The sequence below is a fragment of the Pseudomonas sp. FSL R10-0399 genome (genome assembly GCF_009600165.1).
Classification (GTDB): domain Bacteria; phylum Pseudomonadota; class Gammaproteobacteria; order Pseudomonadales; family Pseudomonadaceae; genus Aquipseudomonas; species Aquipseudomonas helleri.
On record NZ_WIWK01000243.1, the window covers coordinates 1 to 1,466 of the forward strand.

At 53.1% G+C, this 1,466-nt stretch carries 2 protein-coding genes; both read right to left on the reverse strand.

Annotated features, from left to right (window positions below):
* The coding region (locus tag GHO41_RS29190; RefSeq protein WP_153435337.1) for a GAF domain-containing protein at nt 1-509 on the reverse strand (509 nt) is incomplete at its 3' end.
* A gap of 533 nt (nt 510-1,042) precedes the next feature.
* The coding region (locus GHO41_RS29200) for a transposase (RefSeq protein ID WP_153435338.1) at nt 1,043-1,466 on the reverse strand (424 nt) is incomplete at its 5' end.

The following is a 1,466-nucleotide window of genomic DNA, read 5'->3' on the forward strand; positions in this document are numbered from 1 at the left end:
TTATAAAGCCCCGTAAGCGCATCCGTCATTGCTTGTGCCTGATAGCGCTCAGCTCTTCGTTCTTCCTCGTCGGCTTTCAACTCCATCTGCAAAATCGTGCTAAGCATGCTGCCAACCAACTCGATCAGATCTTGATTATCAGCAAGGCTGTCTGGCTGCGGCTTGGGATCAATGCCACACAAGGTGCCAAACAAGCTGCCATCAGAGAGTAGAAGGGGCACGCCTATGTAGGCACCTATCGGAATTTTCCGACCTATTTCCGACGCAGCATAGGCCGGCACTCGACTTGAATTGGGGGCGATATTGGGACCATTCCCTTCCACCATTTCGCTACAAAAGGAATCGCCCCAATTAAAGACATCACCAGGAGCGACGCCATAGCCTTGATCGTCGCGATGAATAACTGCCCAGTCATTGCCCTCAGTTCTCGTGACCATACACATCTGGAAGCCTAATTTGCGGCGAAGAAACGCCAGCGCTTTTTTAGACGCGCTTTCAAAACCATCCATGATCACTCCCAATAAGGTTAACCAATCACAAACACGATAAAGTGAAGAGCCTCCACTGCCGCTGGTTGGCTGAAGGTTATAGTGCTAAGCACCGTAAGAATACATAAGCCGCGCAGGTTGGGGGTATCGCAGAACATTACATATAGGCGCCAACGCCGAATTGACCTACGTGCCGACGCAAGACTGACCCAACTCCAATCGGCAGAAGTCCAGCACAGGAAATGGTTCGCGAGGAATCAGACTGGGTCAGTGGCATCTCGGTAACTGGATCAATTCGGCATCGGCGCCAACACGGAAGCGTCAGTAGACGCCTCGGACACGCCGATTGTGCGACATATCAAGATCAAGGCCGCTGCAAACCCTCACGCCCCTGCATGGGATGAGAACTTCGAGTCCCGATGGGGCAAAAGAATGCTTATCTCTCCAAAGGGTCGAGCCAAGCTTTATCGGGTGAGGCTACAGCAGGGTGGCCGCTGCTGCGCATGCCTTAAGCCGGCCACCAAAAACACACCATGGCATAGCGTCGATGCGGATCACTGGGCAACCTCACGGATAAAACGGGCGCAACCATCAGGATCTGAGGATGGCCACTTCAAGGTGAGTTTTTGCTGCCCAAAAGGAACCTCGATGCTGACAGACACTTGCTGATCGGGCTGGGTTCGGGACTCTAGTTTCATCGGAACGAAAGCGGGCAACGCCGGCGCCTGACGATCACGATAAGCAGGTATCCATTTACGAACGAGATTGGCGTTGATGCCGTGGCGTAAGGCTACGCTGGCCATCGACACGCCAGGTTGCAGGCATTCCTGGACGACTTGGGCTTTAAAGGGTTTGGGATAAGAGGTTCGTTGGCGCATAGTAATCCTGACGATAAGGGCGATGGTGTCCACGTATTTTTGAACTGACACCATCGCCCTTATAGTTGGGATCGGGTAGATGACTTCGCCGGACGGATAC